The 23,677-nt window shown below is 62.1% G+C and carries 24 protein-coding genes; 13 read left to right on the forward strand and 11 right to left on the reverse strand.

Features of this window, described 5'->3' with window-relative positions:
• Position 1: 1 nt before the first annotated feature.
• Complete coding sequence (locus AC097P_RS02900; RefSeq protein WP_479608850.1) at positions 2–1,390, reverse strand: sensor histidine kinase; 1,389 nt, start codon at positions 1,388–1,390, stop codon at positions 2–4.
• A 204-nt stretch (positions 1,391–1,594) separates the two neighbouring features.
• Between AC097P_RS02900 and AC097P_RS02905 the strand changes: the two genes are divergently transcribed.
• From AC097P_RS02905 to AC097P_RS02945, 9 genes are all read left to right on the forward strand, one after another.
• Positions 1,595–2,176 (forward strand): hypothetical protein, encoded by a 582-nt coding sequence (locus AC097P_RS02905; RefSeq protein WP_479608851.1) that lies wholly within the window; start codon positions 1,595–1,597, stop codon positions 2,174–2,176.
• A gap of 538 nt (positions 2,177–2,714) precedes the next feature.
• Entirely contained in the window at positions 2,715–2,978 is a 264-nt protein-coding gene (locus tag AC097P_RS02910; protein WP_479608852.1) for a hypothetical protein, read from the forward strand.
• 67 nt (positions 2,979–3,045) lie between these two features.
• A complete protein-coding gene (locus AC097P_RS02915; protein ID WP_479608853.1) occupies positions 3,046–4,848 on the forward strand; it encodes an aminopeptidase P family protein in 1,803 nt (600 codons plus the stop codon).
• A 128-nt stretch (positions 4,849–4,976) separates the two neighbouring features.
• Positions 4,977–5,822, forward strand: a complete 846-nt coding sequence (locus AC097P_RS02920) for an ABC transporter ATP-binding protein (protein ID WP_479608854.1) — start codon at positions 4,977–4,979, stop codon at positions 5,820–5,822.
• Positions 5,823–5,925: 103 nt separating this feature from the next.
• Complete coding sequence (locus AC097P_RS02925; protein WP_479608855.1) at positions 5,926–6,717, forward strand: ABC transporter permease; 792 nt, start codon at positions 5,926–5,928, stop codon at positions 6,715–6,717.
• Positions 6,714–7,724: an ABC transporter permease gene (locus tag AC097P_RS02930; protein ID WP_479608856.1), complete on the forward strand. Its 1,011-nt coding sequence runs from the start codon at positions 6,714–6,716 to the stop codon at positions 7,722–7,724. Before AC097P_RS02925 ends, AC097P_RS02930 begins: the two co-directional genes overlap by 4 nt.
• Positions 7,725–7,785: 61 nt before the next feature.
• Positions 7,786–8,793, forward strand: a complete 1,008-nt coding sequence (locus tag AC097P_RS02935; protein ID WP_479608857.1) for an ABC transporter substrate-binding protein — start codon at positions 7,786–7,788, stop codon at positions 8,791–8,793.
• 56 nt (positions 8,794–8,849) lie between these two features.
• On the forward strand, positions 8,850–9,530 hold the full coding sequence (locus AC097P_RS02940) for a TetR family transcriptional regulator C-terminal domain-containing protein (RefSeq protein WP_479608858.1): 681 nt from the start codon (positions 8,850–8,852) through the stop codon (positions 9,528–9,530).
• An 87-nt stretch (positions 9,531–9,617) separates the two neighbouring features.
• The gene (locus AC097P_RS02945; RefSeq protein WP_479608859.1) at positions 9,618–10,703 is read left to right on the forward strand and encodes a patatin-like phospholipase family protein; all 1,086 of its coding nucleotides are present in this window, start codon (positions 9,618–9,620) and stop codon (positions 10,701–10,703) included.
• 103 nt (positions 10,704–10,806) lie between these two features.
• Here AC097P_RS02945 and AC097P_RS02950 read toward each other — a convergent pair whose 3' ends face one another.
• On the reverse strand, positions 10,807–11,250 hold the full coding sequence (locus AC097P_RS02950) for a hypothetical protein (protein ID WP_479608860.1): 444 nt from the start codon (positions 11,248–11,250) through the stop codon (positions 10,807–10,809).
• A complete protein-coding gene (locus AC097P_RS02955; protein ID WP_479608861.1) occupies positions 11,247–11,687 on the reverse strand; it encodes a CC0125/CC1285 family lipoprotein in 441 nt (146 codons plus the stop codon). Before AC097P_RS02955 ends, AC097P_RS02950 begins: the two co-directional genes overlap by 4 nt.
• Before the next feature lie 161 nt (positions 11,688–11,848).
• Here AC097P_RS02955 and pyrE point away from each other — a divergent pair, with 161 nt between their 5' ends.
• A complete protein-coding gene (pyrE, locus tag AC097P_RS02960) occupies positions 11,849–12,364 on the forward strand; it encodes an orotate phosphoribosyltransferase (protein WP_479608862.1) in 516 nt (171 codons plus the stop codon).
• A 39-nt stretch (positions 12,365–12,403) separates the two neighbouring features.
• Complete coding sequence (locus AC097P_RS02965) at positions 12,404–13,054, forward strand: NUDIX domain-containing protein (RefSeq protein ID WP_479608863.1); 651 nt, start codon at positions 12,404–12,406, stop codon at positions 13,052–13,054.
• Here AC097P_RS02965 and AC097P_RS02970 read toward each other — a convergent pair.
• From AC097P_RS02970 to AC097P_RS02990, 5 genes are all read right to left on the reverse strand, one after another.
• Positions 13,051–15,036 (reverse strand): sensor histidine kinase, encoded by a 1,986-nt coding sequence (locus tag AC097P_RS02970; RefSeq protein WP_479608864.1) that lies wholly within the window; start codon positions 15,034–15,036, stop codon positions 13,051–13,053. The genes AC097P_RS02965 and AC097P_RS02970 overlap by 4 nt on opposite strands.
• Positions 15,037–15,129: 93 nt before the next feature.
• Entirely contained in the window at positions 15,130–16,242 is a 1,113-nt protein-coding gene (locus AC097P_RS02975; protein ID WP_479608865.1) for a sulfate/molybdate ABC transporter ATP-binding protein, read from the reverse strand.
• A 19-nt stretch (positions 16,243–16,261) separates the two neighbouring features.
• Positions 16,262–17,158, reverse strand: a complete 897-nt coding sequence (cysW, locus tag AC097P_RS02980; protein WP_479608866.1) for a sulfate ABC transporter permease subunit CysW — start codon at positions 17,156–17,158, stop codon at positions 16,262–16,264.
• Positions 17,155–18,033 carry a sulfate ABC transporter permease subunit CysT gene (gene cysT, locus AC097P_RS02985; protein WP_479608867.1) on the reverse strand — a complete coding sequence of 293 codons (879 nt, stop codon included), beginning with the start codon at positions 18,031–18,033 and terminating at the stop codon, positions 17,155–17,157. Before cysT ends, cysW begins: the two co-directional genes overlap by 4 nt.
• 4 nt (positions 18,034–18,037) lie before the next feature.
• Positions 18,038–19,039 carry a sulfate ABC transporter substrate-binding protein gene (locus AC097P_RS02990; protein WP_479608868.1) on the reverse strand — a complete coding sequence of 334 codons (1,002 nt, stop codon included), beginning with the start codon at positions 19,037–19,039 and terminating at the stop codon, positions 18,038–18,040.
• Between the two features lie 143 nt (positions 19,040–19,182).
• Here AC097P_RS02990 and AC097P_RS02995 point away from each other — a divergent pair, with 143 nt between their 5' ends.
• The gene (locus AC097P_RS02995) at positions 19,183–21,249 is read left to right on the forward strand and encodes a prolyl oligopeptidase family serine peptidase (protein WP_479608869.1); all 2,067 of its coding nucleotides are present in this window, start codon (positions 19,183–19,185) and stop codon (positions 21,247–21,249) included.
• Here the strand turns inward: AC097P_RS02995 and AC097P_RS03000 are convergent.
• The 3 genes from AC097P_RS03000 to AC097P_RS03010 form a co-directional block, all read right to left on the reverse strand.
• Positions 21,176–21,784, reverse strand: a complete 609-nt coding sequence (locus tag AC097P_RS03000; protein ID WP_479608870.1) for an RBBP9/YdeN family alpha/beta hydrolase — start codon at positions 21,782–21,784, stop codon at positions 21,176–21,178. The genes AC097P_RS02995 and AC097P_RS03000 overlap by 74 nt on opposite strands.
• 190 nt (positions 21,785–21,974) lie before the next feature.
• A complete protein-coding gene (locus AC097P_RS03005) occupies positions 21,975–22,412 on the reverse strand; it encodes a DUF6691 family protein (protein WP_479608871.1) in 438 nt (145 codons plus the stop codon).
• Positions 22,409–22,843 carry a YeeE/YedE family protein gene (locus tag AC097P_RS03010; protein WP_479608872.1) on the reverse strand — a complete coding sequence of 145 codons (435 nt, stop codon included), beginning with the start codon at positions 22,841–22,843 and terminating at the stop codon, positions 22,409–22,411. Before AC097P_RS03010 ends, AC097P_RS03005 begins: the two co-directional genes overlap by 4 nt.
• 181 nt (positions 22,844–23,024) lie before the next feature.
• On the opposite strand from AC097P_RS03010, the gene AC097P_RS03015 reads away from it, so the two are divergent.
• A complete protein-coding gene (locus AC097P_RS03015) occupies positions 23,025–23,624 on the forward strand; it encodes a hypothetical protein (protein WP_479608873.1) in 600 nt (199 codons plus the stop codon).
• Positions 23,625–23,677: the final 53 nt, after the last annotated feature.

Consider the following 23,677-nt stretch of genomic DNA (forward strand, 5'->3'; position numbering starts at 1 on the left):
ATCAAACCGTGGGCTCGGGCTCGGTGCGGGCCACATAGGGCACCGTGATGGTGACCGTTGTTCCGCCCCCCGGCGTCTCGCCGACCAGCAGGCTGGCCTTGCCACCGTACAACAGTGCCAGGCGCTCCCGGATGTTACTCAAGCCTATGCCGGTTCCTGCGGTGTCGGCCTTGCCAAACCCCAGCCCGGTGTCGGCCACGGTCACAGCCAGCTTGCCGTGCACGATTTCGGCGGTCACCGTTAATTGTCCACCCTCGGCCTTGGGTTCCAGGCCGTGCTTGATGGCGTTTTCGACCAGGCTTTGCAACATCATGGGTGGAAACTCGGCCGACAGCAATCCATCGCTGACCCGCACCTCGGTCTGCAGGCGCTCTTCCATGCGCACTTTCAATATCTCCAGGTACGGGCGGATCATGGCCAACTCCTTGCCCAGGTCCCGCGTGGCTTGTGCATTGGCCTCGCGCATCGTCGGCATGCTGGCACGCAGCAGTGCAATCAGGTTCTTTTGCATGATGCTGGCCCGAGGTGGATCGGTCTCGATCAAGTGGTCGATGCTGGCCAGCGTGTTGAACAGGAAATGCGGCTCCACCTGGGCCTGCATGGCTGCCATGCGTGCCTCCACGACCTGGCGCTTCAGCGATTCAGACTCTGCCACTTCGGTCGCCTGGGCCGCTTTGGCTTCGGCCTGCACGGTGCCCTTATAGGCAATCTTGAGGATGCCGGACAACAAAATAAACCACATCGTCAACGGCATCAGGGGCTCGCCGTACGTGTGGCGACGGAATTGCGGACGCGAGGCCTCCGCGGCCTCCTGTGCGGCTTCTTTCGCGTCGTTCGCCTCTTTGCGTACTTCCTCCATCGCAGACTCGATCTCGCGTTTCGCTTCCTCGACAGCTTCACGCACTGCTCTGCTATCTGCTCCTGGCGGCAGCTTGATGTTCACGTCGGGGATGGGGGGCAATTCGGGCACGCTAGCGCCGGCGGCGGGCGGGGCCAGAACGGCTGGTGGGGCGGGAGGGGCTGGCATTACAGCAGGCGCTGAGCGGCCTTTGATACGCACGCCGTTTTCGTCGATGGAAATGTCTACGCCATCGCTGGAGCTATCAGTCGACTTGCTGCGTTTTTTGTTGGACGATTCGGATTTTTCGCGCGACGGTTGGCTGGACTTGCTGTGGTCGTGCGGCTCAATCACCTCTGTGTAGGTCCAGCTCAACGGAGGAAGATCGTGGAGGATGGCCATCGTGATGATCAGCACCAGGGCCAGCCCAAAAAACCGCCGCCAACTGATACTGACCAACCAATTGCCGTAGCGGTGGTAAGCAGACACGCAGGTGGCCGCAAAGCTGGACCACCGGCTTTGGAGGGTTTGCGAAGAAAAAGGAGGGTTCATGAAGGATACGTCGCTTGGCTACTGTAGATGCCTTGACTGTACCCACGCTGCCACGGGCCGCGCCAGCGCTTGGCGACGCACTGCCCCACCGGCGGACAGACTGCAACGCCCCGTGACCAACCGGCACGGCCTGGTGGCCGTCGGGTGCGGTTGGTACGGGGGCGCACAGGAAGCTTGCGTAAGGCAGGTTTATCATTCGGCCCTATGTCCAGCCCTCTCGATCTGGCACAAATCCGTTTTGACAACGCCCTGGCGCTGTTTGAAGAATTTGTGCGCAACACCATCAAACACCCCGACGCCGCAACCCTCAGAGGACTGGAAGGCCGGTTTGCAGAGAAGGTGCAGATACAACCCAGCTATTGGAGCCAGATCAAGGGCCGTTCACGCCAGATTGGCGAGCGCTTGGCGCGCCAGTTTGAGCAGCTGTGCCACAAGCCCCACGGCTGGATGGACCAGGTTCACACGCAGGGCGCCAGTGCTGCCAAACCCGCTGCCGCAAGCGAATCCGCCTCTGACAGCCACGCCCCACGGGACGATGATGAGCGGTTCATCGTCGGTCTGGTGCTGACCTATTACCGGCGCCACCCACAGCGGGCGCGTACCCGTTTGCTGGACCTGCTGGGAGAGGTGCTGACACCAGGCACCACCGAACCCAAGCCTGCAGGCGCGCCTGCCCCGAAGACAAAGACACCGGCGGCAGCAAAGACCACTCCGGCCCCCACCGACGCCCACGCGCTGTGGCTGCGCTCGCAAATGGGTGTTGCACCTCTGCGACAGAAAAAGTAGCTTCTTATTCAAATGGATAAATTCCACTTGCTCAAGATAATGTTTCGTTTATCATTTGAGCAAGTTTGCAGCAGCCACGACAGCCACTGTCACCCGCTACCGCAAGTCCGATCAACCCCTCACCCGTTATCCATGGTCCTGTTTTCGTTGGAAATTGCTTGTCCCAGCCTGCGCGCAGCGCAGCTGTCGGCCAAGCGCATGAACCGTGCACCGTCGAGTGGGATTAACCGTCGCGCCCTGCCTGGGGCGTCTGTGGGCTGAGCGTCACCCGAACAACGAGTGACGCGTTCTCTCCACAGCAGCCCGGGTGCGAAAGCAGTCCGGGCTGTTTTGTTTGTGCCTCGCATTTTTTTACCTGATCCTGCAACCTGAAGGAGAGACCTGTATGTCCAATTTCACCCTGTTACCCGCCAATTTTTGCCTGCAAACCCCCAAGCGATCCCCCCGCGCAATGAGCGGTGATAGCAGGCCCCCCAGTTGTACATAAATCAATCGGGCAAGCGCCCAAGAGGCCGCGCCCAAGCCAGGAGACACCACCATGGTAGGAATTTTTCACACACGGACCTTGCCGTATTACGCCCCACGCAGTCCGTCTGTTCGTCGCCTCTTGGCAGGCATGTTGCGGGCTGTAAGCCATAGTTTGGCGCAGTTGTCGCGCGCGTTGAGCGCCACCGACCGGGCACGCCATCGTCCACCCAGCGACACGGTTTACGAGTTTTACGCAGAAGCAGGGGCGCCTGAAGGCGCCTTGTATGTAGACGGCAAATTGATAGGTTACGTGCCGGGTGTGACCCGGCTGTAAAAGAGCAGTCCTACAATCGCGGGTTCGCGCCCACCCTGGCGCTAACACCGTCCCACAAGGAACCGCGATGACTGCCAGCCCTGAAGTTTTTGCCCGACGCATCGCCAGCGCCCAAAGCACCCTCACGGAGCTGGGCCTGGCGGCTTGCCTGGTGCCCTCCAGCGACCCGCACCTGTCCGAATACCTGCCCGCACGCTGGCAGGGTCGTGAGTGGTTGTCGGGCTTCACCGGATCCATGGGTACGCTGGTCGTCACACAGAATCGCGCTGCACTGTTTGCCGACAGCCGCTACTGGACACAAGCCGAAACCGAGTTGGCCAACACCGGCATTGAGCTGGTCAAGATCGATACCGGTGCCTCCACCCACCACGTGCAGTGGCTGGCGCAAAACACCGGCCACGGCCAAGTTGTGGGCGTCGATGGTGCCGTGCTGGGCCTGGCGGCCGCGCAGCAGTTGCGCGATGTGTTGGCTAAGGTGGGCGCTACCGTGCGCACCGATGTTGACCTGTTCGCCAGCATCTGGCCCGACCGCGCATCCTTGCCGCTGGCCCCCATTTATGAGCACGAAGCCGCCTTTGCCAGCGCACCCCGCGCCGTCAAGCTGGCACAGGTGCGCACGGCCATGGCCAACGCGGGCGCCAGCCACCATTTCATCTCCACCGTCGACGACATCGCATGGTTGTTCAACCTGCGCGGCTCGGACGTGTCCTACAACCCGGTGTTTTTGGCACACGCGCTGATCACTGCCACCGGTGCCACGCTGTTTGTGGCCACCGGCAAAGTGCCCGCTGCGCTGGCCGCGCGGCTGAAGGAAGACGGCGTGGCCGTGCAAGACTACGCCTTGGCCGGGCCTGCGTTGGCCGCACTGTCCGCCGATGCCGTGCTGCTGCTGGACCCGCGCCGCGTGACCTTGGGCCTGCGCGAAAGCGCGCCTGATGCGGTCAAGGTGGTTGAGGCCATCAACCCCAGCACGCTGCTAAAAAGCCGCAAGAACGAATCTGAAGCCGCCCACGTGCGCGCAGCGATGGAGCAAGACGGCGCAGCGATGTGCGCCTTCTATGCGTGGTTTGAATCCGCGCTGGGCAAGGAGCGCATCACCGAATTGACGATTGACGAGCGCCTGACCGCCGAGCGCGCCAAGCGCCCCGGTTTTGTCGGCCTGTCCTTCAACACCATCGCCGGCTTCAATGCCAATGGCGCCATGCCCCACTACCGCGCCACGCCCGAGAGCCACGCGGTCATTGAAGGCGACGGCCTGCTGCTGATTGACTCCGGCGGCCAATACCCCGGCGGCACCACCGACATAACCCGCGTGTGGCCCATCGGCACGCCCAGCGCTGCGCAGAAGCGCGACTACACGCTGGTGCTCAAGGGCACGATTGGCCTGTCCCGCGCGCGCTTTCCACTGTGCACGCTGTCGCCGATGCTGGATGCACTGGCCCGCGCACCGCTGTGGGAACACGGCATGGACTACGGCCATGGCACCGGCCACGGTGTGGGCTATTTCTTGAACGTGCACGAAGGCCCGCAGAGCATTTCCAAGGCCATCCCCGACGCCAACATGGCGATGCAACCCGGCATGGTCACGTCGATCGAACCCGGTCTGTACCGCGGTGGCCAGTGGGGCGTACGCATTGAGAATCTGGTGCTTAACGTGCCCGCCAAGACCAATGAGCAGTTCGGCGAATTCCTCGAATTCGAAACGCTGACGCTGTGCCCCATCGACACCCGCTGCATCGATGCCAACCTGATGCGCGCCGACGAGATTGCCTGGCTCAACGCCTACCACGCCACCGTGCGTGCACGCCTGAGCCCGTTGGTCAGCGGCGCGGCGCTGGATTGGCTGATGCAGCGCACGCAGGCCATCTAAACGGATAGCGTGCCCTGGAAGCACGCGGGTAAATCCGGGGCAGGGTATGCCCGTAGAGTGGGGTAAATTGCGGTACGGAACTTGCAAGCAGGTCTACAATAAATTGACCAGATGGTTAGCTTTTGTCCATGAAACCTGATCACCCTACCGCAGCTCCTGCCACCCTACCGTTCACCCACACGGGCAACGGCACCAACAGATCTACAGCGGCAGTAGAGGTGCGCAATGCCAGCCTGGTCTACCAGACGGCCGACACCCCGGTTCAAGCGCTCAGCAACATCGACCTGCGCATCGACGACGGCGAATTCGTATCGCTGATAGGGCCCTCGGGCTGCGGCAAGACCACACTGCTGCGCGTGATTGCCGACCTGGAACACATCACCGAGGGGGACGTACAGGTTAACGGCGTCAGCCCGCACGACGCGCGCATGGCCCGTGCCTACGGATACGTATTCCAGGCACCAGCCTTGTTCCCGTGGCGCACCGTTTTGGGCAATGTGATGCTGCCATTGCAAATTCAGGGCGGCGACAAAGCCCAGAACCGCAGCACTGCACTGGCGCATCTGGAGCGCGTGGGGCTCAAGGGTTTTGAAGGCAAGTACCCGTGGCAACTGTCGGGCGGCATGCAACAGCGCGTGTCCATCGCCCGCGCGCTGGCCTTTGAGCCCAAAATCTTGATGATGGACGAGCCCTTTGGCGCACTGGACGAAATCACCCGCGACCGGCTCAACGAACAGCTGCAGCAGCTGTGGCAGCGCGAGCGACGCACCGTGGTGTTCGTCACACATTCGATTGCCGAGGCGGTCTACCTGTCGACCAAGATCGTCGTAATGTCACCGAGGCCGGGGCGCATCGTCAAGGTGATTGACTCGCCGCTACCCGATGCGCGCCACCTGGGCCTGCGCGATACCCAAGCTTTTATGGATGTGGCACACGAGGTGCGCGAGGCGCTTGCCGATGGCCACCACGAGTAATCCGCCTCAGGCTTCCTGGGCCAGCCGGATCTGCTCTAGCGGGCTGCCAGTCGCCGTGGTTTTGGCCGTGTTACTGCTAGCTTGGTATGCCGCGGCCTGGGCCATGAACACCAGCGCCGCTGTCGAGCGCGTGCTGACGCCGGCCGGCAATCCCTTCACCTGGCAAGACGTTCTCAGCACCACGCTGAACATGGAGCGCCCGGTGCTGCCGGCACCGCACCAGATTGCGCTGGACTTCTGGTCCAGCCTCGTGGACTGGCCCATCGACTCCCCCCGCAACCTGCTGTTCCATGTAGCGGTGACCGGGCAGACCACGCTGGTGGGCTTTGTGCTGGGCACGCTGTTGGGCCTGCTGCTGGCTGTGGCCATCGTGCATTCGCGCACGCTGGACCGGGCCTTGCTGCCGTGGATCGTGGCATCACAAACCGTGCCGGTGCTAGCGATTGCGCCCATTGTGCTGGTCATCCTGGGCAGCCTGGGGCTGGAGGGCCTGGCACCCAAGGCGGCGATTGCGATGTACCTGAGCTTCTTCCCCGTCACCGTGGCCATGGTGCAGGGACTGCGCTCGCCGCAGGCCATCGAAACCGAAATGATGCACACCTATGCCGCCAGCCGCTGGCAAGCGCTGTGGCTGCTGCGCCTGCCCGCCGCCCTGCCCTTTTTGTTTCCTGCACTGCGCGTGGGCATCGCCGCAAGCTTGGTCGGTGCGATGGTGGCCGAGCTGCCGACCGGTGCAACGGCCGGCCTGGGCGCGCGGTTGCTGACGGGCTCTTACTATGGCAACACGCTGGCCATCTGGTCAGCGCTGGTAATGTCGGCGCTTTTGGGATTGCTGCTGACCACGTTGGTGGCCGGCACCGAACACCTGGCGCTGCGACATCGGAGGCAGCCATGACAAAACCCACCGCACCCGAGCCACCCGCAGCGCGCACAACGCACTCGTTGCCGACCGTGCAGAAACCTTCCCACCGCACAACTGCAATCGCTGTGATCGCATCCCTCGTGGCCGCAAGCCTGCTGTTCTTGCATTCCACAGCCCAAGGCACCACCCCGCCCACGCCTGTTTTCTGGTTGACGCTTATGGCCTTAGGCGCAACTGCGCTGTGGACCCTGCGCCGCGTCGCCGCCATCCAGGGTACGCGCTTTGACGGCGTGTTGACCGCCGCACTGTTTGGCCTGTGGGTACTGTACTTCTGGCAGATGCTGGTCGTGGCGTTTGAAGTGCCCCGCGTGCTGCTGCCTGCGCCCACACTCATACTGCAGGCCCTGGTCGACAACCCCGGCAAACTGTGGGACGACTTCAACCAGACCGTGTTGAAGGCCGTGTGCGTGGGCTGGTTGCTGGGCAGCGGCCTGGGGTTCGCGGTGGCGGTGGCCATTGACCGCATGCCGTTCTTGCAACGCGGCCTGTTGCCGCTGGCGTCCCTCACCAGTACCGTGCCGCTTGTGGCCGTGGCGCCGATTGCGGTGATGTGGTTTGGTTTCGAGTGGCCGTCCAAGGCAGCAGTCGTCGTGCTGATGACCTTCTTCCCGATGCTGGTGTCCACGCTGGCGGGTTTGAAGTCTTCCGGCAAACTGGAGCGCGAACTGATGCACAGTTATGCAGCCAGCTACAGCCGCACGCTGTGGTCGCTACGGCTGCCAGCCGCCACGCCGTTTATCTTTGGTGCGCTCAAAGTAAACGCCACTCTGGCCCTGATTGGCGCCATCGTCGCCGAATTTTTTGGCTCACCGACGGTGGGCCTGGGCTTTCGGATATCGACCGAGGCGGCGCGCATGAACATGTCGCTGGTTTGGGGTGCGATCGTGGTGGCTGCGGTCACCGGCTCGCTGGCCTATGCCTTGCTTGTACAGCTGGAGCGGCGTGCCGCTTTCTGGCATCCGTCGATTCGTGGCAAATAATGCAACTTGCAGCAATGTCCCGTTTGTGTGTGTTTCCGTCCTCAAACCCAAGGAGTGTTCCATGACCCGTCGTTCTTCTCTGGTGAGCAAAGGCCTGATGGCCGCGGTGGTGGCGGTGTGCGGCATGACCGCCCACGCCGCCGACAAGGTGACCGTGCAATTGAAGTGGCTGCCACAGGCGCAATTTGCCGGCTACTACGTGGCGCAGGCCAAGGGCTATTACAAGGCCGAGGGGCTGGACGTGACCCTCAAGCCCGGCGGCCCGGACATTGCCCCCGCACAGGTGATTGCCGGCAACGGCGCCGACGTCATCGTGGACTGGATGCCATCGGCACTGGCCTCGCGTGAAGCCGGTGTTCCACTGGTCAACATCGCCCAGGTGTTCAACCAGTCCGGCCTGATGCTGACCTGCAAGAAAGCCAGCGGCGTCACCACCCCGAAGGACCTGAAGGGCAAGACCCTGGGCGTCTGGTACGGCGGCAACGAATACCCGTTCCTGAACTGGATGGCCAAGCTGGGCAACAAGCCCGACTCCGACATCAAGATCCTCAAGCAGGGCTTCAATGTGGACCCGCTGCTGCAGAACCAGGCCGCCTGTATCTCGACGATGATCTACAACGAGTACTGGCAGGTCGTGGACGCTGGCGTCAAAGAAAGCGACCTCGTCACCTTCTTCTATGAAAAGGAAGGCGTTGCCACGCTGGAAGACGGCCTGTATGTGCTGGAGGCCAAACTGAAAGACCCGGCCTTTGTCGCGCGCATGGCCAAGTTTTTGAAGGCCACCTTCAAGGGCTGGAACGACGCCGTCAAAGACCCCGAGGCTGCAGCCAAGGTCGTTGTCGCAGCGGATGCATCCGGCAGCGCTACCCTGAAGGTACAGAAGCGCCAGATGGAGAACGTGGCCAAGCTGATCACCAATGCCGGCACACCGAAGATTGGCTACCTGGAGCCTGCGGCCTATGAGCGCACCGTCAAGGTCCTGCTGGCCGGTGGCAGCTCACCCGTCATCAAGAAAGACCCCGGCGCTGCTGCGATGTCGCATGTGGTGTGGGACGCCGCGGCCAAATAAAGTAAGAGACTCCCCCAGGGTCGTATCCACAGCGGTGCGACCCTTTTTTCTGCACTATGACACTACCCAACGCCACCATTTCGCGCACCCGCAAATCCGCCGCAGCATCGCCGGCACCCGACGAAGATCCCGTCAAAGGCCAGATCCGCAAGTCCAATGAAAACCGCATCCTGGCGGCTGCAGAAAAAGTGTTTGCACGCGCGGGCTTTGGTGGCGCCACCATGGCCGCCATCGCCACGGCCAGCGGTTTGCCCAAAGCCAACCTGCACTACTACTTTGGCAGCAAAGACGTGCTGTACCGCGCCGTACTGGCCCGTACGCTGGGCGACTGGCTGGCACCCACCCAGGGCATCCGGGCTGACGCCGACCCGCGCGCCGCACTGGAGCAGTACATCCGCGTCAAGATGGACTTGTCGGCCCAGCGGCCCGACGGCTCCAAGGTCTTCGCCAACGAGATGCTGAACGGTGCACCGGTGGTCAAAGCCATTTTGAAATCCGAGTTACGCCCACTGGTCGTAGAAAAATCTGCGGTCATCCAGGGCTGGATAGACGCCGGACGCATGGCACCGGTAGATGCCACCCATCTGTTCTTCACGATCTGGGCAGCCACGCAGACCTATGCCGACTTTGACGTCCAGGTCTGCGCGGTGCTGGGGCGCAAGGCGCTATCGTCCAAGGACCACGCGCGGGCCACCGAGCATGTGGTGTCCCTGCTGATGCGTGGCTGTGGCCTGTAAGCCAAATCGGGCTGTAGCCCTCGTGGAACGTGCGTAAGCAGCTATTAAAAACGTAGCGTCCAGCAGCCAACCCTTTTTGCCACACCTGTGCAAACACAAAACAAATACCGGCAGTGCATGGTCTTGTCCGGAGGCGGCTTTCGCTTCGGCATCTACCTGGGCATGTATGCGGCTGCCTGTGACGCCGGCCAACCGCCCGACCTGGTGCTGGCCAGTTGCGGTGGCGCCATCGCCGCTGCCGTGATCCACACGCTGCCGGACCCAGCCGCACAAAAAGCCTGGCTGGCATCGCCTGAGATGCACCGCTTCTGGAGTGCGATCCGCCCTGCCGAGGCCGCCACCATCCACCGCACACTGCTGGGCGTGGCCGGCCGCGCCCTCAACCGGCACCCGGCACCGCGTGTGCCCGACCTGTTTGGCAACTACCTGTTTGCACTGCCGGCGCTGCCGCAGCTGGCACTACCGGGTGCTGCCCGTGGTCCCGATGTGGCGCTGGTTGGTGGCAAGCTGCTGTACACGCCAGCCGACGTGGGCCATCGGCGCGGGCGGCGCAAGCTGTTCGAGCAAACCGTGTTCTGCAATCCCCGCGCAGCGCAGCTGCTGGACGGCGCGTCGGCACCGCTGGGTGCGCCGGGATTGAACAACAGCGCCGTGGCGCCGCACGTTGTCACCGACACGAGCATGCCGCTGGGCGTGGCAGCGCGGATATCCGTCTCCGACATGTACTATTTCAACTGCCACCCGCACGCAGGCGCGCACTATATGGGCGGTGTGGTCGACCTGTTCCCCATCGAGATGGCCCACCTGCTGGCGGACCGTGTGGTCATCGAATTCAAGGCCCCGTTTGACCAGGTGATGTCGGTCCCGGCCTGGCGGGCCGTGCTGGGCACCGATGCCAACCAGCGCCTGCGCGAGGTGCACGCCCAGCACGCAGATGTGTGGATAGACACGTCCGACATCGAGCAGGCCCTGGCCAAACCCTATCTGCGAAAGGTGCTGGCCTGGCGCGAGAACCGCGTCCGCCTGGAAGCACCGCCCAGCTACCCGGTCTTTGTGCAGCACATGGAAGAACACTGGAACTACGGCTACGCCCGCGCCCGCGAGGCCTTTGCCCGAGACAACCCGGGAAGCCAGCAGGGCATGCGGTTGGTGAACCGGTACAACCGCATGTGAGGCTTGCCACGACCGTGCGCTCCACCCGCGCTGCGCGTCAGGGGTCTGATTGCTCCACCGAACCTTGACCTGCTAGCGCCCAGGATGCAATGCAAACGATGGACTATTTGGTGCCAGAGCACGTCGGGCGGGCCACCGAAGGCTCGACCGCCAATCCCGTCCTGCTGGAAGTATCCTCGCGCACCAACTCCACGCCGCACCGGCCATCTCCGCTCATCGCACTGTTCATGAAATAGGTCTGACCGACCTTTGGCTGAAAACTCAGGAATGGTCGGCAGTAGTGGACGACCTGGTAGCCATCCGATACCAGGTTTGCACCCACGGTGATGCGATCGCCAGCAGGGACATTGACGGCATTTTCTAGGCTCTTGTGCTTCGGAGCCAAATAGTATTGGCCGTCTTTGCACATTTGCGGCTGACCAAAGCCAACTGTGTGTACCGTCACCATGGGCTCGTCAGGACGGGCCACGTAGGTCGTCAAACATCCCGACAACAGTACGGTGAGCAGTGTGAGCGTGGAATATCTGGACCAGCTTTTGCGGATCATCGTTGCGCTCCTGCAGGACTCGCCTCAGGCTGTACCTGCAGCGCCAGCGCGGCCAAAACAGCGCCCACTTCTTGTGCGCCTGGACGTGGCCCGTCTTCCAACGCCACGAAAGCGAACGCCAGAGGTTTCCCACCCAGCGTTCCCACGCCCGGCTGCTTGGAGGGCATGTCGCGCGCAGCCGCCAAGAGACTGTCGTAAACCGTGAAATAGGACTTCTTGGCGTCCCGCGCAATTTCGGCACAACGATACAGCGCAAAGGTCTGAACCCGATCAGCCGTGATGAAACCGTTGCCGGAAAAATAGACCTTGATCAGACGCTCATTGACGCGCGCTTGCGAATAGCCGCCGGTCAACCCTGAACTCGAATACGCGGTCGCGCATCCCTGCATGCCAACGCACACCGCCAGTACGGCGAGGCAGTTTCTTATCATTGCCATCCCTCCCTTTTTTTGAAACAACGAGTATAGAGAAACTCATTTCGGGTACCGTTGTGCCGTCTTGCGGAAGCTCAAAGGCAGAATTCGACGGGTCGGCTCCTTGTTCCCAAGGAGCCTGAAACCAGTACGACCGTATAACGTGATGCAGTAGCATGGCCGGCATGCAAACACTCGCCACCCGGATACGTAGCAGCGCCCGCATCTCAGGACACTTTGTCCTACGCTCGGGCCTTACCAGCAATACCTATTTCGACAAGTACCAATTCGAGTCAGACCCGGCGCTGCTACGCGCCATTGCTGAAGCCATGGCGCCGCTGGTACCACCAGGTACCGAAGTGCTGGCAGGGTTGGAAATGGGCGGCATCCCCATCGTCACGATGTTGAGCCAGATCACCCAGATTCCCGCCGCCTTCATACGCAAGGAACCCAAGGACTACGGAACCTGCCGCTATGCGGAGGGCGCCTCGCTGCAAGGCAAGCGCTTCATCCTGGTCGAGGACGTTGTCTCCAGCGGCGGCGCGATCATTGATGCGATGGCCAAGCTGAAGGCCGACGGCATGGTGCCAGAGATCGCCCTATGTGTCATCGACCGGCAAAGCGGGGGCGCTGAAGCACTGCAGGCGGCGGGGTTGACGCTCAAAGCATTGTTTAATTTTGAAGAGATTGAACGTGGGTGATGGCATGGTCAATCGTTCTCTAACCACTGGGGTTAGCCAGTGAACCCTCTGGCAGCCCTGCTCGCCCAAGCCCGCACCTTGAGCGAACACAAAACCACCGACGATGGCGAAGTCCTGCACCGACAGCACATCCGCTCTGAGATTGCATCCATATCGCCATTGGACCCGCTGGAAGCGCAACAGCAAGCAGACGCACTGGCGTGGGTGGACTCGGGGGTAGAGCTCATCCGCCAGGCCAAACCCGCGACGCCACCGAAACACCTGGTCTCGTACTTTGCCGTCATCGATGCGCGGGCGCAGCACATCCTGCTGGTAGACCACAAGAACGCGCAACTGTGGCTACCCGCTGGCGGGCATGTGGAGCCGGGCGAACATCCACGGGAAACAGTTGCGCGCGAACTGCAGGAAGAACTGGGCTTCGCAGCAGAGCACGCTGTCGGTCCGCCGCTGATGATTACCTGCACTGAGACTGTCGGCTTGACCGCTGGGCACATTGACGTGTCTTTGTGGTACGTGGTCGACGCCAAGCGTTCGCAAAACATCCACTTTGATACGAGCGAGTTCCATACCGTTCAGTGGTTTGCTTTCGAGAATATTCCTTTGCAGCGCAGTGATCCGCACATGGGTCGCTTCATTGCCAAGTTAAGCGCGCATGCAAACAGAGGACCCGCGGAGCCCGCTGGCGATTAAGCCGGGCCCCGCGTGGGTGCCACGCAAGGCAGCACCGCCGTGAACGTGGTGCCTTTGCCCACCGCACTGACCAGTTCGAGCGTACCGCCCAGCATGCCGGTGGCGATGTTGAACGCAATGCTCAGCCCCAGACCGCTGCCGCCCTGGCCCAAGCGGGTCGTAAAGAAAGGGTCGAAGACTTTGCCCAGGTTCGCGTCCGGTATGCCGCAACCATCGTCCTTGAAGGCGATGCGGACGCTGTCTTCGCCGTTGCGTGTACAACTGATCCAGATGTTGCCAGCGGCATTGTCTGGAAAAGCGTGGGCCAGCGCGTTCGTGAAGAAGTTGACGATGAGCTGACCCAGTGGCCCGGGGTAGCTGTCCATCGCTATGTTGGCTTGCAGATCCACATGCACGGAGATCGGTCGGCCGCGCATCTGGTACTCCAACGTGGACAGCACCTCTGCAATGGTCTGGTCCACGTTGAAGTTGCGCCGGTGCTCCGCCGTCTGGTCTACCGCCACCTGTTTGAAGCTGTCGATCAGGTGGGCGGCGCGGTGCAGGTTTTTCTCGACCAGGAGCGCGGCACCAATGCTGTCGACCTTGTACTCATTGAAGTCACTGCGCTTGATGGCGCCGGCATCCATCCTGGCGCCAATATCCTGGGTGCGTGCGCGCAGCGCGCTGGCGGCCAGCAAGGCATTGCCCACCGGCGTATTGAGCTCGTGGGCCAGCCCGGCAACCATATTGCCGAGCGCAGCCAGCTTCTCGGAGCGTACGAGTTCGTTTTTGATGGTCAGGTTGGCACGCAGCGTGTCCGTCAACTCGGCGTTGGTCGTCTCCAGTTCTTCGGTGCGCTGCCGCACGCGCTGCTCCAGATCGGCATTCAGTTCGCGCAGCTGCCACTCGCCATCCATGCGCGCGGCCTCACTGGCATGCAGGTCAGTCAGCATCTGGTTATAGGCCTGCGTCATCAGTCCGAGTTCGCCCGCGGGGGGTAGCGCAATCGGTTGGGCCTTGCCTTGGCCTACCGCCGCCAAGTGCTGCGTCAGCACCCGCACCGGCAGCAGCATTCTGCGCACCAGCAGCGCGATCAGCACGAAGAGCAGCAAGCTGGCAACCAAGGCGAAGCCCACAACGGTATTCGCAGACTGGTGAAATGGCTGGCGCACCTCGGCCATCGGAAAGTTGGCACCCAGAATCCAGCCCAAGGATTTGAGTTCGACAAAGGTGGCCAGCGCATGCAGACCGGTGGAGTTGACCGTCTCGGTCGTGCCCTGAAAATGCTCGTCAATGGCGCGATCCAGCCCCTTGTTTTGCCCAGGCCTGGCAGCCAGTTCCATTCTGCGTGCAGGGTCAGGGTGCAACAGCATCGTGCGGTCACGGGTCAGAAGGTACAAATAGCCGGTATCGCCGACCTTGACCTGGGACAGTCCACCCGCGTAGTTTTTGTCCAAAAGTTGCAGGCTGCCCTGGATGACGCCGATAAGCGACTGGTCCGGACCAAAGACCGGCGCGCTCAGCGCTATCAGCGGCGCCTTGGGTGCCCCCGGGATGGCAAAGGGCGCGCTGATCTGTGGCTCGCGCAGGCTCAGTGTGCGCCGCACGAGCTGGGTCTCCGTGTCGGTGATCGTCGCGGAGCGGTTGGCGGACACCGTTGCGGGGCTGGCAGCGACCAGGTGCCCCGCGGTGTCGAACAGAAACAGGCCTTGGTTGAAGTTGCGCTGCAAGAATGTGCGCGAATCCAGGAAACGTTGCGCCTCTTTGGGATTGCCCAGCAACTTGCTGTCCACCAGCTTGCCGGCGCCTGCCAGCGTGGTGTGCACGGTGCCGATCTTTCCCTCTATCGACTCTGCATAGCCCTGCAGCGTGGTCAGCTGGTGGCGGCCCGCCAGCATGACATAGCGTTCCTCAAAAAATTGCAGCGACAACCAGACGGCCACGCCGAAGACAGCAGTGAAGATGCCACTGAGCAAGAGTGCTGTGCGAGTGGCCAATGTCATAGAGAACCCAACGATGCGACAGTCCCAATGTCAGCCTTGGCTGGCCATTTGTCAATACACAGGCCGCAGGAAACCCCGTTTGAGGCGCTTTTTCTATTGCGCTACAAACACCTTGGCCTTGCGGGGTGTCAACTCCAGGGTTTCGCCTTCCTTGAAGGCCATTTCGGCGAACTGCTGCGCGGGAATCTGCGCCTCGATGATGTCGCCGCTGCCTGCGGCTGATGCGTCCAGTGGCAGCAATTCCAGCCGTGCGATCGGCCCGACCACAATGGCGCGTACCAGTTTGGCCGGGATGCCGCGCGGGCCATTGCTGCCGGCTGGATGGCTACCTGCGACATAGCGGCGTACATCCAGGTCGTGCGGCCGCACGTAAGCAAAGGCCTTCGCGTCCTGTGTCTGGCTGTGCTCGGGGCTGGCCAAACGCACGCCGTGGTGGTCGGCACCGATCAGCATCTCACCCTCATGCGCACGGCCGTTGAACAGATTCACGTCACCCAAAAAGCCATAGACAAAGGGGCTGGCCGGGTGGTCCCACACCTGCTGGGGTGAGCCGATCTGCTCGACCCTGCCGCTGTTCATCAGCACCACGCGGTCGGCCACTTCAAGCGCCTCTTCCTGGTCATGGGTCACAAAGATGCTGGTGACGTGCAGGTCGTCGTGCAGGCGGCGCAACCAGCGGCGCAATTCTTTGCGCACCTTGGCATCGAGCGCGCCAAAGGGCTCGTCCAGCAGCAGTACCTTGGGCTCTACCGCCAGCGCGCGGGCCAGCGCAATGCGCTGGCGCTGGCCGCCGGACAACTGCGCCGGGTAGCGGTCGGACAGCCAATCCAGCTGCACCAGACCCAGCAACTCGTGTACCTTTTGCTTGATGACCGCTTCGGACGGGCGCACGGCCCGTGGCTTCATGCGCAGACCAAAGGCCACGTTGTCGAACACGCTCATGTGGCGGAACAGCGCATAGTGCTGGAACACAAAGCCCACGTTGCGCTCGCGCACATGCACGTCGGTCGTGTCTTCGCCGCTGAACAAAATGTTGCCCTGGTCAGCCGTCTCCAAACCGGCAATGATGCGCAGCAGTGTGGTCTTGCCGCAGCCCGAGGGGCCCAGCAGCGCGACCAGTTCGCCCGACTCTATGTCCAGGCTCACATCGCGCAGGGCCTTGAAGGTGCCGAAGTCTTTGCTGACGTTGCGGATAGCAATGCTCATGGTATTTCTCGAAAATATTTCAGGGCTGGGCGACCATGGGACGCTCAGGTGGCAATGCTGCCGCAGCTTTTTGCTCGCGCTCAAACCGCCACTCGACAAAGGACTTGATGACCAGCGTGACCAGGGCCAAGAGGGCCAGCAGCGAGGTCACCGCAAACGCAGCCACCGATTGGTACTCGTTGTACAAAATTTCCACGTGCAGCGGCATGGTGTTGGTCTGGCCGCGGATGTGGCCGGATACTACCGACACCGCACCAAACTCACCCATGGCCCGGGCGTTGCACAAGATCACGCCGTAGATCAGTCCCCATTTGATGTTGGGCAGCGTCACATACCAGAAGGTCTGCCAACCACTCGCGCCCAGCACCTGTGCGGCCTGCTCTTCCTCGGTGCCCTGGGCCTGCATCAGCGGGATCAATTCCCGGGCAATGAAGGGAAAGGTCACGAAGATCGTCGCCAGCACAATGCCGGGCACAGCGAAAACAATCTTGATGTCATGCGCCTGCAGCCATGGGCCGAACCAGCCCTGCGCACCAAACATCAGCACATAGATCAGGCCCGCCACAACAGGAGACACCGAAAACGGCAAGTCCACCAGCGTCGTCAAGAAGGCCTTGCCCTTGAATTCGTACTTGGCAATAGCCCAGGCAGCAGCCACGCCAAACACCAGGTTCAGCGGTACCGCAATGGCAGCGGTGATCAAAGTTAGGCGGATCGCGCTCCAGGCATCGGGCTCTTTGAAGGCATCCAGGTAAGCATCTAGCCCCTTGCGCAGGGCTTCGGCACAGACGGCCGCCAAGGGCAGTATCAGGAACAAGAAGATAAAACCCAGCGCCAGGCCAATCAGCGTCCACTTGACCCAGGCCGGCTCGGTGGTGCCAGAGCTTGCGCGCCGTACGGTGGTATTACTGTTCATGACTGTGCCCCGGATCGGCGGCGCTGCCAGGCTTGCAGTGCATTGATGAGCAGCAACATTGCGAACGAGATGACCAGCAACACAACAGCCACCGCGGTGGCACCCGCGTAGTCATACTGCTCCAGCTTGCCGATGATGATCAGCGGTGTGATCTCGGACACCATGGGCATATTGCCGGCGATGAAGATGACGGACCCGTATTCGCCAATGGCGCGCGCAAAGGCCATTGCAAAGCCGGTCAGCAGCGCGGGCGCCACGGTGGGGAAGATCACGTAGCGAAAAGTCTGCCAGCGCGTCGCACCCAGGCAAGTGGCGGCTTCTTCCAGTTCCTTTTCGGCATCTTCCAGCACTGGCTGCACGGTGCGCACGACAAAGGGCAGGCCGATGAAGATCAACGCAATCACAACACCGTTGCGGTTAAAAGCCAGTTGGATGCCGTGCGGCTCCAGCAGGCTGCCGATCCAGCCGTTGCTGGCCAGCAGCGCGGTCAGCGATATGCCGGCCACGGCAGTGGGCAACGCAAACGGCAGGTCCACCAGCGCATCAATAATCTTCTTGCCGGGGAAGCTGTAGCGCACCAGCACCCAGGCAATCAAAAGACCAAAGACGGCGTTGACCACCGCGGCAATGAAGGATGCACCAAAGGTCAGCCGGTAGGCGGCCATAACCCGTGGGCTGCTGACTGCAAACACAAATTGATCCCATGTCAGCGTGAAGGTCTTGAACACCAGCGCCGACAGCGGGATCAGCACGATGATGCTCAAGTAGAACAAGGTGAAGCCCAGCGTCAGCTTGAAGCCTGGCAGCACACGGCGCGTGGGCCGTCTCGCCGGCCGCGATGCCTGCGGCCAGTCGGTCGTAAGCGAAGCCGACATGCGCTTACTTGACCGTGTACAGCTTGTCGAACTGACCGCCGTCGTTGAAATGCGTCTTCTGCGCCTCCGCGAAAGAGCCAAAGTACTCTTCTGCCCGGAACAGCTGGATGGGCTTGAAGGTGCTGGCGTACTTCTGCAACAAGGCCGGGTTGGTGGGGCGGATCGCGTGCTGGGCCGCAATCTCCTGGCCTTCGTCGGTGTACAGGAAGTTCAGGTAAGCCTTGGCTTGCTCGGCGGTACCCTTCTTGGCCACCGTGCGTTCGACCACGGCAACCGGGTTCTCGGCCACGATGGATACCGTGGGGTGAATCGCATCCACCTTGCCAGCACCAAATTCCTTGTCGACCGAGACCACCTCGGATTCAAACGTGATCAGCACATCGCCGATATTGCGTTGTAAAAAGATCGTGGTGGCGTCACGCCCGCCCTTGGCCAGCACCGGCACATTCTTGTACAGCTTGGCGACAAACTCGGCCGCCTGCGCGTCGGTGCCGCCCTTTTTGCGGACCTGGCCCCAGGCCGCCAGATAGGCCATGCGCCCATTGCCGCCAGTCTTGGGGTTGACGACGATGACCTGCACGCCGGGCTTGATCAGGTCGTCCCAGTCCTTGATGCCCTTGGGGTTGTTGTTGCGCACCAGGAACAGCATCGTGGAGCTGGTGGGTGCGGCGTTGTTGGGGAATTTCTTGGCCCAGTCCTTGGCGACCGCGCCGGTGCTGGCCAAAAAGTCGACGTCGGTCGTGGTGTTCATGGTCACCACATCGGCGTCCAGGCCATCATTGACAGCCCGCGCCTGGGCGCTGGAGCCGCCGTGCGACTGGTCGATCTTGATGTCCTTGCCGGTGGTTTTCTTGTAGTTGGCGATGAAGGCGGTGTTGATGTCCTTGTAGAACTCGCGCGCCACGTCGTACGACGCATTCAGCAACGTGGTCTGGGCTGCTACCAAATTACTAGCGCTAAGTGCAATAACGGCGAGGGCTAGCGTCGCTTTTTGTTTGAAGCTCATGGGGCATCCAGTGTTTTCGGAAGCTGGAAACGGGGAGTCCAGCAAAGTGTTTCCGCGATTCTGCCCAGTTAGGCCTGGGCTTCCAACGAATTCTTAGTTGTTTGTATATTCCAGCATCTCTACCGCACGCGAAAGATTTCGCCATGATTCAACACATCGCCATCCTCCTGGTCTTGCTGGCCAGTCTGGGTTCTGCTCCCGCAGGGGCCGCTTCCCCGCATCCCATGCAGACCGCAGACGCAGAGGCCCTGCGCACCGTGGCCGAAGCCCAGATCTCGCCCGACGGGCAGTGGGTGGCCTACACGGTGCAGACGGCAAACGCAGAAAAAGACAAGCTGCAAAAAGACCTGTGGATGAGCAGCACCGACGGCAAGCAGCACGTGCGCCTGACGCATGCGGGAGACGTCAACGGCAAACCCCGCTGGGACCCGCAGGGCCAGTGGCTGGCATTCCTCGCATCGCGCGGGGAAGACGAGGCCGCGCGCAAGAACGCCCAAGTGTGGCGTCTGAGCCGCAGCGGGGGCGACGCCGAGCAGGTCACCACCAGCAAGAGCGGCATCAGCGACTACCGCTGGTCGCCTGACGGCAAGCAGATGGTGCTGGTGGTGCCCGACGTGGACCCGCGCGAAGAACCCGAGCAGATGGAAGGCTGGAAGCGCAAGACCAAGCCACCCATCGTCATCGACCGGTTCAATTTCAAGAAAGACATTGACGGTTATCTAAGCGCGCTGAAAAACCATTTGTATGTGTTGGACCTGGCCACGTCCAAGCTCAGCCCACTGACCAGCGGCAGCTTTGGCGAGACCGCGCCGGCCTGGTCGCCGGACGGGCGGCAGATGGCGTTTCTGAGCAACCGCTCCGCAGAAGCGGATCGCACAGAGGAAACCAGCCTGTGGGTGATGGACATGCCCACGCAGGCAGGCCAGCAAGCGGCCGCGCCACGCAAACTAGCCACCTTCACCACCGACGAAGACAGCTACCCGTTGTGGAGCCCCGATGGCCGCCACCTGGCTTTCCTGATGGGCGGCGGGGTGCGCCTGTCAGCCTACCAGCGCTACCGCTTGGCCCGGGTCAGCCGGGACGGTGGGCCGGTGGACGTACTAAGCCAAGGGCTGGAGCGTGGCTTCCAGAACGCCATCGCCTGGGCACCGGATGGACGCAGCCTGTATGGCACCGTCGACGATGACCGCAGCAGCTATGTGGTGCGTGTCGACGCGGGCCCGGGTAGCGTCAACGCGGTAGAGCGGCTCACGCCCACCCAGGCCAGCGCCTCCTACCTCTCCATCGCAGGTGACGGCACGCTGGCCGTGTTGGCTGGCAATGCCAAGCAGCCGGACGAAGTGCACCTGTTCAAACACGCAGGCAAAACATCTGCTTTGCAACGTCTGACGCACCACAACGACGACTGGGTGGCAGCCCTGCAATGGGGCCAAACGCGGGAATTCAGCGCTGCCAGCAAGGACGGAACCGAGGTACATGGCCTGGTAACACTGCCCCCCAACTACCAGGCAGGACAAAAATATCCCACGGTGCTGTTCATACACGGCGGCCCCAATGGACAAGACGGGCACCGCTTGGGCGGGTTCAATGAGGTGATGCGCGAACTGCTGAGTGCCCGTGACTATGTGGTGTTGCAGGCAAACTACCGCGGCAGCAGCGGCCGGGGCGATGCCTACCAGCAAGCCATCTACGCAGACTGGGGCAACAAGGAAGTGCAAGACCTGTTGGGGGCCGTGGACTGGGCGGTGCAGCAAGGCATAGCCGATCCGGCGCGCCTGGGCCTGGGCGGCTGGAGCTATGGCGGCATATTGACCGACTATTTGATTGCCAGCGACACACGCTTCAAAGCTGGCGTCAGCGGTGCCGGCAGCGCCAACCAGCTCAGCATGTTCGGCTCCGACCAGTACAGCGTGCAATACGAACGCGAAATGGGGCCACCGTGGAAGGCGCAAGACCTGTGGATCAAGGTGTCCTACCCATTCTTCCATGCCGACCGCATACGCACACCCACACTATTTTTGGGTGGCGAGTCGGACTTCAACGTGCCCATCAGCGGTGGCGAACAGATGTACCAGGCCCTGAAGACGCTGGGCGTGGATACGCAATTGGTGATCTACCCAGGCCAAAACCACAGCCTCAAGCTGCCAAGCTACCGGCGTGACGTGCAGCAGCGCTACCTGGACTGGTTTGAGAAATACCTTCGAAGCTGAACCAGCCCTCACCCATCAACGATTGCAGCAGCGCCAGCCCCAGTGGCCACGCGCCAAAGCCGGCTTCCACATTGATATGCCCCGCGTTTTGCAGGCGCACAAACTCACTGCCCCAGGCACGCGCATAGGCACCGGCCGTGCGCACTGGGCAATAGGGGTCATTGCTGCTGGCCACCAGAATGCTGCGATAGGGCAAGGACTGGGAGGGCACCGGTGCAAAGTCCGCCAAAACACTGCGGCGCTCAGGGTCGGCAGGGGCTACCAGCAATGCGCCTTGGATGCGCGCCGCGGCTTCGGGCGGGAGATGTGTGGTGGCGATGCAGCCCAGGCTGTGGGCTGCAACCACCACCGGGCCATCGGACGCCAATATCTGGCGCGACAGCGAATCCACCCAGGCCTTGCGCGCCGGCGCTACCCAGTCATCTTGCTGTGTGCGCTGCGCACCGGGCAAGCTGTAGGCCCATAGCGTCTGCCAGTGGCCTGGCCCGGAGTCACGCCAGCCGGGCACGATGATGATGGTGGGTGCGGTTGCCATCGGTTGCTGTTGCCAAGGGTGAAGCGGATTGTGAGCAGCTCTTCGCAAAAGTCCAACAACTATGTTGTTCTTTGTTTATGTGCGTATCGGGATATGGATTTGCCCGAGAGTACGCTACTTTTTTATAGCTGCTTACGCGCACTGCATGAGGGCTGTAACCCCATTTGACGTATGACGCGAAGAGTCGAGCCTAGCGCCGCTTGCGTGCGGTCCAGCGCTGCAAGCCCATGCCCACGAGCATGGAGGGCAGCACCCACAGGGCCTCGGGGTTGCCAAAGCCCAGCGAGGCCACGGCCGGCCCCGGGCAGTAGCCAGCCAGGCCCCAACCAACACCGAACAGCGCTGCGCCCACCACTAGCCGCGCATCGACAGCAGTTAGCACTGGCCAGAAAAACTGCACGTCCAGCAGCGGTGCCGACCGCTTCTTGATGAAGAAGTGGGCCACGGCGTACAGGCCCGTCGCGGCGGCCAGCACGAACAGCAGGCTGGCATCCCACTGGCCGGCGATGTCCAGAAAATCCAGCACCTTGCGCGGGTCAGTCATTTGCGCCACGGCCAGGCCCAGGCCAAACACCGTGCCGCTTATCAAAGCGACCAGACCACGCAAGATGCCACCGCTGGCGCTCATGGTGCAACGCCCACAACATGCCGCACGACAAAGCTTGTGGCGATCGCAACCGACACGAAGGTGACGGTGGCCACCAACGAGCGCAGCGACAAACGCCCCAGCCCGCAGACGCCATGTCCGCTGGTGCAACCACTGCCCAGCGATGTGCCAAAGCCGGTCAGCAAGCCGGCAACCACCAGCAACGCAACCGGAAAGCCCTGGCGGCCACCCACCACGCCCACGCCCGACCACGCGTAGTACGCCCCGGCACCCAGCACCAGGCCCAGCAGAAACAGCATGCGCCAAAGGTTCTCGCGCACCGGCTTGGCAAGCGCGTTGCCCATAATGCCGGCGACGCCTGCGATACGGCCGTTGAGCAACAAGAGCAGCACGCCAGCCAGGCCGATGAGCAACCCGCCGAGTGCGGCAGACAGAGGTGTAAAGTGGTGCATAGACCCGCTATGGTAATGGGCAAGGGCCTCTGGACCATACACAGCTTCATGCCAACAGTGGGAGCGGGAGCGGGGCAGTCGTCTGATACCCTTTGGGTTCACCGCCGCAGCAAACTTCGAATCCAAATCACGTTTCTCCGCGTATTCAGCTGTGAAACTGATCTCAGGCGCGAAATACCAAATGACCCAACGACACGTAGCCCACACCACCGGCCAGAAGGCCCTGGTGTGGTTGCTGCTGCTCGCTGTATCTCTGTTGGGGCTGACCATCACGCAACAACAGGTTTTAGGCTCGTTGCACAAACACTCCGGCCTAGCGCCGCAAACCCACGCCACATTTGTATTCACGGCAGTTTCTGAGCTGGCCAGCGATTGGACAGCACGGTGGGAGCAACAGAAGGCGTGGGGCCATGGACAATTCTTGAGCGTCGCCCCGGAACCGTTGCTGTGGCCCCCCCACAACCGGCCAGCAACCCGCGAAAGCCTCGGCCATACGCATGACCATGACGCGCTTGAGCGCCACCACCATGCGCCCGGCGATACCAGTGTTCTCGCCTTGGACGGAGCAGCAAAAGCAGCCGATAACGCCGATAGCCCCGTCAACGCTGCGGCTTTGTTGTTGCCCACCGTCGGTACGCCCAGGGGCGTGTTGGCCTTTGAGGCCGTCCATGGCGGCAGCGGCCCTTGGCCCGTGGGGCACGCGGCCACCCTTGCCTCCCGGCACATCCCACCACCCTTGCGCCCTCCGCGTCTTCAAATCCCATCGGTCGTTGCGGCGTAACTGTGCGCGGCAGCGGCACACGTACCGCGCGTCTGCGCCACCCCACTGAATCT

This window comes from Rhodoferax sp. ZS1R8 (assembly GCF_056521325.1).

Bases quoted from the DNA above. Each gene is read 5' to 3' on its own strand.
- AC097P_RS02950 (WP_479608860.1), bottom strand. From the start codon at position 11,250: ATGATCCGCAAAAGCTGGTCCAGATATTCCACGCTCACACTGCTCACC.
- AC097P_RS02905 (WP_479608851.1), top strand. From the start codon at position 1,595: ATGTCCAGCCCTCTCGATCTGGCACAAATCCGTTTTGACAACGCCCTG.
- AC097P_RS02970 (WP_479608864.1), bottom strand. From the start codon at position 15,036: ATGACATTGGCCACTCGCACAGCACTCTTGCTCAGTGGCATCTTCACT.
- AC097P_RS02910 (WP_479608852.1), top strand. From the start codon at position 2,715: ATGGTAGGAATTTTTCACACACGGACCTTGCCGTATTACGCCCCACGC.
- AC097P_RS02920 (WP_479608854.1), top strand. From the start codon at position 4,977: ATGAAACCTGATCACCCTACCGCAGCTCCTGCCACCCTACCGTTCACC.
- AC097P_RS02940 (WP_479608858.1), top strand. From the start codon at position 8,850: ATGACACTACCCAACGCCACCATTTCGCGCACCCGCAAATCCGCCGCA.
- AC097P_RS03010 (WP_479608872.1), bottom strand. From the start codon at position 22,843: ATGCACCACTTTACACCTCTGTCTGCCGCACTCGGCGGGTTGCTCATC.
- AC097P_RS02990 (WP_479608868.1), bottom strand. From the start codon at position 19,039: ATGAGCTTCAAACAAAAAGCGACGCTAGCCCTCGCCGTTATTGCACTT.
- AC097P_RS03000 (WP_479608870.1), bottom strand. From the start codon at position 21,784: ATGGCAACCGCACCCACCATCATCATCGTGCCCGGCTGGCGTGACTCC.
- AC097P_RS02930 (WP_479608856.1), top strand. From the start codon at position 6,714: ATGACAAAACCCACCGCACCCGAGCCACCCGCAGCGCGCACAACGCAC.
- AC097P_RS02925 (WP_479608855.1), top strand. From the start codon at position 5,926: ATGAACACCAGCGCCGCTGTCGAGCGCGTGCTGACGCCGGCCGGCAAT.
- pyrE (WP_479608862.1), top strand. From the start codon at position 11,849: ATGCAAACACTCGCCACCCGGATACGTAGCAGCGCCCGCATCTCAGGA.
- AC097P_RS03005 (WP_479608871.1), bottom strand. From the start codon at position 22,412: ATGAGCGCCAGCGGTGGCATCTTGCGTGGTCTGGTCGCTTTGATAAGC.
- AC097P_RS03015 (WP_479608873.1), top strand. From the start codon at position 23,025: ATGACCCAACGACACGTAGCCCACACCACCGGCCAGAAGGCCCTGGTG.
- AC097P_RS02915 (WP_479608853.1), top strand. From the start codon at position 3,046: ATGACTGCCAGCCCTGAAGTTTTTGCCCGACGCATCGCCAGCGCCCAA.
- cysW (WP_479608866.1), bottom strand. From the start codon at position 17,158: ATGAACAGTAATACCACCGTACGGCGCGCAAGCTCTGGCACCACCGAG.
- AC097P_RS02955 (WP_479608861.1), bottom strand. From the start codon at position 11,687: ATGGCAATGATAAGAAACTGCCTCGCCGTACTGGCGGTGTGCGTTGGC.
- AC097P_RS02975 (WP_479608865.1), bottom strand. From the start codon at position 16,242: ATGAGCATTGCTATCCGCAACGTCAGCAAAGACTTCGGCACCTTCAAG.
- AC097P_RS02900 (WP_479608850.1), bottom strand. From the start codon at position 1,390: ATGAACCCTCCTTTTTCTTCGCAAACCCTCCAAAGCCGGTGGTCCAGC.
- AC097P_RS02935 (WP_479608857.1), top strand. From the start codon at position 7,786: ATGACCCGTCGTTCTTCTCTGGTGAGCAAAGGCCTGATGGCCGCGGTG.
- cysT (WP_479608867.1), bottom strand. From the start codon at position 18,033: ATGTCGGCTTCGCTTACGACCGACTGGCCGCAGGCATCGCGGCCGGCG.
- AC097P_RS02995 (WP_479608869.1), top strand. From the start codon at position 19,183: ATGATTCAACACATCGCCATCCTCCTGGTCTTGCTGGCCAGTCTGGGT.